Origin of the sequence: Actinomadura sp. NPDC000929, assembly GCF_040492065.1 — a bacterium.
Classification (GTDB): Bacteria; Actinomycetota; Actinomycetes; order Streptosporangiales; family Streptosporangiaceae; genus Spirillospora; species Spirillospora verrucosospora.
Map to the genome: position 1 here is coordinate 76,348 of NZ_JBEUPA010000019.1, position 6,896 is coordinate 83,243.

The window sequence follows — 6,896 nt, forward strand, 5'->3', positions numbered from 1 at the left end:
CCTCGTTTCACGTGAAACAGTCAGACGATGCCCGGGCCCGGCGTCTGGACGCCGGTGGACGTCCCGCCGCGGGGGCTCCCGAAAGTGTCCCGGAGACGGATCTCCTGTTCCACCACGCCCGCCAGCCGGCGGACGCCCTCGCGGATCCGGTGCGGCTCGGGGAAGCAGTAGGACAGGCGCATGTGCCGGTGGCCGGTGCCGTCCGCGTAGAAGCCGGTGCCGGGGACGTAGGCGACGCGCTCGGCGATCGCGCGGGGGGCCATCGCCTTGGCGTCGAGTCCCTCGGGAAGGGTGAGCCAGACGAAGAAGCCGCCGGCGGGGCGCGTCCAGGTGCACCCGTCGGGCATGAGCTGGTCAAGGGACTCCAGCATCGCGTCACGGCGCGCCCGGTACAGCTCCCGGAAGTCCTTGATCTGCTCCCGCCACGGCTGCGTCGCGAGGTACTCGCGGACGGCGAGCTGCGAGAAGTTCGACGGGCAGAGGATCGCGGACTCGGCGGCTAGCACGAGTTTCGCCCGCACCGCGTGCGGCGCCAGCACCCAGCCGACGCGGAGCCCGGAGGCGATCGTCTTGGAGAACGAGCCGAGGTAGATGACGCGTTCGGCGTCGTCCGCGCGGAGGGCCCGCATGGGCTCGCCGTCGAAGCCGAGGAGCCCGTACGGGTTGTCCTCGATGACCAGCACGTCGTACTCGGCGCAGATCTCCAGGATCTGGGCGCGGCGGGCCGTGGTGAGGGTGACGCCCGCGGGGTTCTGGAAGGTCGGGACGGTGTAGAGGAACTTGACCCGGCGTCCCTGGGCGCGGAGGCGGGCGAGGGTCTCGCGCAGGGCGGACGGGACGAGGCCGCCCTCGTCCAGGGGAACGTGCACCACGTCGGCCTGGTAGGAGGCGAACGTGCCGAGCGCGCCCACGTAGGACGGGGCCTCCGCCAGGACGACGTCGCCGGGGTCGACGAAGATCTTGGTGATGAGGTCGAGCGCCTGCTGCGCGCCGACGGTGACGACCACGTCGTCCGCGGACGCCTGGACGCCCTCCAGGGACATGACCTCGCAGATGTGCTCGCGGAGCCGCTCGTCGCCCTGGGCGGAGCCGTACTGGAGGACCTCGGCGCCCTTGCCGGCGACGAGTTCGCCGATCATCCGGCCGACGGCGTCGAGGGGGAGCGCCGAGACGTAGGGCGCGCCTCCCGCGAGCGAGACCACCTCGGGGCGGGAGACCATCGCGAACAGGGCCCGGATCTCCGACGGCACCATGCCGGCGGCACGGGCGGCGTAGCGATCCGCATAGGCATCCGTACGCGAGTGCTGTTCCACGAGGCACCTCCGGGGCGATTCGGCTTCCCTGCAAACTACGTCATGACCGCCGCGGCGGGGCGCTCGGGTGTGGCGTGCCGCGGCATTGGGGAAACTCCTGTCCGATACGATGCCCGCGGGTCCCGGATGGTTTGCCGGGAGCTTCCGCCGTCACGGGTCCCAGGCCGGCGGGCGAGGATCGCAACAGGGGGTGCCGACCCGGTGTCGCGTCGTCTCGTCAACATCACGCTGGACAATCTCGATGATCTGCCGCACCGCTGCCGCGGGTGCGTGTTCTGGGAGCTGGATCCGGTGAGCCGGGACCGGGCCCGGGAGAGCGGCGACGCGGGCCTGGAGAAGGAGGCGTGGATCTCCTCGACCCTCCTGGAGTGGGGCAGCTGCGGCAAGATCGTTTACGTGGACGACGTTCCGGCGGGGTTCGTCATGTACGCGCCGCCGCTGTACGTGCCGCGGTCGGTGGCGTTCCCGACGAGCCCGGTGAGCGCGGACGCGGTGCTGCTGATGACGGCGCACGTCCTGCCGGAGTTCGCGGGCGGCGGCATCGGCCGGATGCTCGTCCAGGGGGTCGCGAAGGACCTGACGCGCCGCGCCGTGAAGGCGATCGAGGCGTTCGGCGACCTGAAGGGCGAGGAGGGCGGGTGCATGGTGCCCGCCGACTACCTGCTGTCAGTCGGCTTTAAGACCGTCCGGCCGCACCACCGGTACCCGCGGCTCCGGCTGGAGCTGAAGTCGGCGCTGTCATGGCGTGAGGACGTCGAGGTGGCGCTGGAGCGGCTGCTGGGGTCCATGACCCCCGAAGGGGCCCTGCGGCCCGTCTGAGGCGCTCTGAACGGCGCGTGGCCCGCACTCCGGGTGGAGTGCGGGCCACGCGTTCGCGCTCGCCGCGGGAGGCGGTGCGGGTTCAGATGAACTCGGCGAGATCCCTCAGCAGGGCGGCCTTCGGCTTGGCGCCCATGATCTGCTTGACGACCTCGCCGCCCTTGTAGACGTTCATCGTCGGGATCTGCATGACGCCGTACCGCTGCGGAACCTGCGGGTTCTCGTCGATGTTCAGCTTGACGATGTCGAGCTTGTCGCCGTGCTCCTTGGAGATCTCCTCCAGGATCGGCGCCACCATCCGGCAGGGGCCGCACCATTCCGCCCAGAAGTCGACGAGAACGGGCTTGTCGTTCTCCAGGACCTCGGACGCGAAGTCGGCGTCGGTCACGGCTTTCATCGGTCTCCTTCGGTTCTCGCGTGGGGCGGGGCGCTCCCCCGCCCGATGCAGCCCACCGCCGCGGCGCCGGCCCGGCGCGTGAGCCGGGCGGCGCCGCATGGCCGGTGGGGCGGTCAGGCCTGCGGGACGGTCTCGGCGGCGTCCCGGTCCTGCAGCCAGCGCTCGGCGTCGATGGCGGCCGAGCAGCCGCTGCCCGCGGCGGTGATGGCCTGCCGGTAGATGTGGTCGACCACGTCGCCGCAGGCGAACACGCCGGGGATCTTCGTCTTCGTCGTGGGGGCGTCGACCAGCAGGTAGCCGTCGGTGTCGGTCTCCAGCTGCCCTTCGAACAGCTCGCTGCGCGGGTCGTGGCCGATCGCGATGAACAGACCGGTGATCTCCAGGGCGGACTCCTCGCCGGTCCTGGTGTTGCGGATCGTCACGCCGGTCACCCGGTCGTCGCCCTGGATCGCGGCGACCTCGCTGTCCCAGAGGAACTTGATCTTCTCGTTGGCGAACGCCCGGTCCTGCATGATCTTGGACGCGCGCAGCTCGTCGCGCCGGTGGACCACGGTCACCGAGCGGGCGAACTTGGTCAGGAAGATCGCTTCCTCCATCGCGGTGTCGCCGCCGCCGACGACGGCGATGTCCTGCTCGCGGAAGAAGAACCCGTCACAGGTGGCGCACCAGGAGACGCCCCGGCCGGACAGCCGCTTCTCGTCCGGCAGGCCCAGCTCGCGGTACCCGGAGCCGGTCGCGACGATCACGGTCTTGGCGAGGTAGGTCTCGTCGCCGACCTTCACGACCTTCGGGTCGGCGGTCAGGTCGACCTCGGTGACGTCGTCGGTGATGAGCTCGGCGCCGAAGCGCTCGGCCTGCTTGCGCAGGTTGTCCATCAGGTCGGGGCCCATGATCCCGTCGGGGAAGCCGGGGAAGTTCTCCACGTCGGTGGTGTTCATCAGCGCACCGCCGGCCGTCACCGAACCCTCGAACACCAGCGGCTTGAGGTCGCCGCGGGCCGCGTAGACGGCGGCCGTGTAGCCCGCGGGACCGGAGCCGATGATGATGACGTTACGGACGTCGCTCACAGTTCTTGCCTCTCCTCGTTGGCCGCCGGTGCCGCTCGACCGGGCCTCACAGTCGCGTCAACCGATCCTAGGGCCCGCAGATTCCCCGGTACGCGGCGCCGGGCCGCGCACCGCCGCCGAGGGGCCCGGAGGCGCTCTAGGCTGGGCCCCATGGCACGCATTCTCCTCCTCCACTCGATGTACGGGCTGCGGCCCGCGGTGCTCCAGGCGGCCGACCGGCTCCGTGCCGCCGGGCACGAGGTGCACGCCCCCGACCTCTACGACGGGCGCGTCGTCGACGACGCCGAGGCCGGGATCGAGATCAAGGAAGAGATCGGGCGGGACGAGCTGCTGCGCCGCGCCGTCGTGGCCGCCGCGCCGCTGACCGGGGAGGGCGGGCTCGTCTACGCGGGGTTCTCGCTCGGCGGCTCCATCGCCCAGAACCTCGCGTTCGCCGACGAGAAGGCGGGCGGGCTGCTGCTGATGCACGGCACGTCCGACATCGCGGAGGACGCGGCCACCGACATCCCGGTGCAGCTGCACGTCGCCGACCCCGACACCTGGGAGCCCGTCGACTGGCTCAACGCGTGGTACCTGCAGATGCGCAAGGCGGGCGCGGACGTGGAGGTGTTCCGCTACCGCGGCGCGGGTCACCTGTTCACCGACCCCGACCTGCCCGACTACGACGCCGAGGCGGCCGAGCGCGCCTGGGCGATCGCCCTGGACTTCCTCGCCTCGCTCTGAGCACGCCCCGGCGGACGCGACGCGACGGGATGGAAGATCGCCGTCACCGCTGCCGACGCCCCACGAACTTCGCCGGAAAAATGGGCGTCATAGAGAGAACAGGACGTCTTGGGCAGGCCATGGCCTCACGTGAGCGGCCATGGACGGGATCGGCCGTCCATGGCCCTCAGGTGTGCGCGAGTGCCCCGATCAGGGCGTGGCGGGTCAGACGTTCTTCAGCTGCTTCAGCAGGTGATGGGCCTGCGGGGAGCAGTCCGGTTCGACGACCCAGATGTTCCGCCTGCCGGGGCGGTCGCCGTTCACGGCGATGATGATCGCGGGTCGTCCTTCGTATCTCGCCTGGTCGACGAGGAGGAGCTTCTGCTCGCCGGCGACGCCGGCGACGCAGCCGCGGAGCCGGGCGTCCGGCGCGGCGGCCTCGGCGCGCATCTGCTGCTCGCCCGCCACGACACCGCCGACCTGCTCGCCCAGCGTGCCCGCCCGGTAGTCGGTGCCGCTCTGGGCGACCTTGAACGTGGGGTCGGAATCTCCGGGGGCCGCCTTCGGCACCCCCGAGCCCGAGCCCGGGTCGGTCAGGGAGCGGTGCGGCGCCGGATGCCGCGCCGCGCTGTCACTGCTGCTCGCGCCGTCCAGCGCGATCTTGCCGACCGTCGCTCCGCCGCCGAGCACGACCACCGTCGCCGCGGCCGCCGACAGTATCCGCCAATGCCGCCTTCCGCGCCGTTGCTCCAGGCTCGCCACGGTGGCGGTGTGCATCGATTCCGCCGCGATGGCGGTGTCGATGCGCTCGGCCAGTTCGGCGGGCATGGACGGCACCGGGGCCTCCGCCAGGATCCGGGAGACGTCCGCAAGGTCGGCGGACAGCTCACGACAGTCGGCGCAGGTGTCGAGGTGTGCGTTGACGGAGGCGGCTTCGTCGTCTTCGAGAAGTCCCTCGGCCAGGTCGGCCAAGACGTCGTAGTCAAGGTGCGCGGGGTTCACTTGGGCATGCCACCTCCTTCCACACCTCCGACGTTCCTGGGCTCGCGTCGGTTCCGGTGGTGGACGAGAAGGGGCGCGAGCCGGGCGCGGCCCCGCGCGCACCGGCTCTTGATCGTTCCGGGCGGGACCTCCATGACCTGTGCGGCGTCGTCGACGGAGTAGCCCATCATGTCGACGAGGACCAGGGCGGCCCGCTGCTCGTACGGCAGCTGCTCCAGCGCGGTGCGGACGTCGAGGGAGACGCCGTGCGCGTCGGTGGGGTCGGGCATCTTGGGCGCGACGGCGTCGAACGTCGCGTCGTCGCCCATCGGCGTCGCCGGGCGGACGGACTTGCGCCGGACGCGGTCGAGGCACGCGTTCACCACGATGCGGTGCAGCCAGGTCGTGACGGCGGCGTCTCCGCGGAAGCGCCCGGCGGCGCGGAACGCCGAGAGGCACGCGTCCTGCAGCGCGTCCGCCGCCTCCTCAGGGTCGCCGAGCGTGCGGAGCGCGACCGCCCACATGCGGTCGCGGTGGCGGTGCACGAGTTCGGCGAAGGCGTGCGGGTCCCCCTGGGCGTGCCGGGCGAGGAGCTCTTTGTCGGGCACTTCGCCTACGCGACGCATGCTCACCGACGTCATGAGCGACCGCCTTCTCTTTCGGGACGCCCGGTTGGCGCCGGGCATCCGCGGCCGGCTGCTGAGGAAGGCACCACGTGATCCTGGGGGCGAGGGGACAAACTGCTCACAGGCACGATACAGACATGCGCCGCTCCACGTCACAGCCCATATCTGCCCGCTGCCGGAACGTGATCAGCCGGTCGCGCCGTAGACGGCGATCTCGCCGAGCCGCCCCTTGAACGGCCCGCCGGGCAGCTGGGTGAACCAGACGAGCACGAACCGGCCCGTGGCCTGCGGGTTCACGGCGAAGGCGACCTCGCCGCCGTTGGGAGTCTGCTCGCCGACGCGCTTCAGGTCGGTCGGGGACTGCGAGTCGCCGACGCGGAGCTGCAGCACCCCGCCGCTCACCGGGGAGTAGACCTTCACGTTGGCGACCTTGACGGGCTTGCCCATGTCGAGCAGGACGCCGAGGCCCTTGGAGTACCGGCCGAAGTCGGCGTCGGCGTAGCTCTGGGTCTCCCAGTCGCCGCTGGGCTTGCCGTCGACGACGGACGCGAGGTTCTTGCTGATCGCGCCGTCGGTGTGACCGCCCATGGGGAGTTCGGCGGGCAGGGGACGCTGCGGGGTGAGCTTCACGACCGTCGGCTTGGGCGGCGCGCTCGTCTGGGCGTTGTCGGTGGGGCCGCCGCCCTTGGGCTTGTCGTCGCCGACGAGGCCGGTCAGCGCCCAGGCCCCGAGCCCGACGATGACGGTCAGCGCGGCCGCGGCGACGCCCATCAGGGCGCGGTTGGCCGGACGTTTCGGGCCGCCGTGGGTGTGCGCGGGCGTCGTCCGGGTGGCGGAAACCGGCGGCGGGGGCGGCGGTGAGGCGTGCCGCTGGGCGCGCGCACGCGGCGGTGGGACGTGCGAGGCCGCGGGCGGTTCGGGGGCGGGCTGCCGGTGCGGCTGCTGCGGCAGACGCCGCCGAGGCGCCCCGCGGCGCAGTCGGCTCCGCCGC

The 6,896-nt window shown here is 71.8% G+C and carries 7 protein-coding genes and 1 pseudogene; 2 read left to right on the forward strand and 6 right to left on the reverse strand.

What is annotated here, in order from left to right:
- Window positions 1–20 precede the first annotated feature (20 nt).
- The gene (locus ABWI04_RS10355; RefSeq protein WP_502913127.1) at window positions 21–1,253 is read right to left on the reverse strand and encodes an aminotransferase-like domain-containing protein; all 1,233 of its coding nucleotides are present in this window, start codon (window positions 1,251–1,253) and stop codon (window positions 21–23) included.
- A gap of 261 nt (window positions 1,254–1,514) precedes the next feature.
- On the opposite strand from ABWI04_RS10355, the gene ABWI04_RS10360 reads away from it, so the two are divergent.
- Window positions 1,515–2,132, forward strand: a complete 618-nt coding sequence (locus ABWI04_RS10360) for a GNAT family N-acetyltransferase (protein WP_345182804.1) — start codon at window positions 1,515–1,517, stop codon at window positions 2,130–2,132.
- An 82-nt stretch (window positions 2,133–2,214) separates the two neighbouring features.
- Here the strand turns inward: ABWI04_RS10360 and trxA are convergent, their stop codons facing one another.
- A complete protein-coding gene (trxA, locus tag ABWI04_RS10365; protein ID WP_345182803.1) occupies window positions 2,215–2,529 on the reverse strand; it encodes a thioredoxin in 315 nt (104 codons plus the stop codon).
- 113 nt (window positions 2,530–2,642) lie between these two features.
- Window positions 2,643–3,596, reverse strand: coding sequence for a thioredoxin-disulfide reductase (gene trxB / locus ABWI04_RS10370; RefSeq protein ID WP_345182802.1), 954 nt, complete (start codon window positions 3,594–3,596; stop codon window positions 2,643–2,645).
- Between the two features lie 150 nt (window positions 3,597–3,746).
- On the opposite strand from trxB, the gene ABWI04_RS10375 reads away from it, so the two are divergent.
- Window positions 3,747–4,319, forward strand: coding sequence for a dienelactone hydrolase family protein (locus ABWI04_RS10375; RefSeq protein ID WP_345182801.1), 573 nt, complete (start codon window positions 3,747–3,749; stop codon window positions 4,317–4,319).
- 204 nt (window positions 4,320–4,523) lie between these two features.
- On the opposite strand, the gene ABWI04_RS10380 is transcribed toward ABWI04_RS10375, so the two are convergent.
- From ABWI04_RS10380 to ABWI04_RS10390, 3 genes and pseudogenes are all read right to left on the reverse strand, one after another.
- The gene (locus tag ABWI04_RS10380) at window positions 4,524–5,300 is read right to left on the reverse strand and encodes an anti-sigma factor family protein (protein ID WP_353832208.1); all 777 of its coding nucleotides are present in this window, start codon (window positions 5,298–5,300) and stop codon (window positions 4,524–4,526) included.
- Window positions 5,297–5,905, reverse strand: a complete 609-nt coding sequence (gene sigM, locus ABWI04_RS10385) for an RNA polymerase sigma factor SigM (protein WP_149262788.1) — start codon at window positions 5,903–5,905, stop codon at window positions 5,297–5,299. Before sigM ends, ABWI04_RS10380 begins: the two co-directional genes overlap by 4 nt.
- Window positions 5,906–6,091: 186 nt before the next feature.
- A pseudogene (locus tag ABWI04_RS10390) lies at window positions 6,092–6,896 on the reverse strand (AMP-binding protein); the annotation flags it as partial.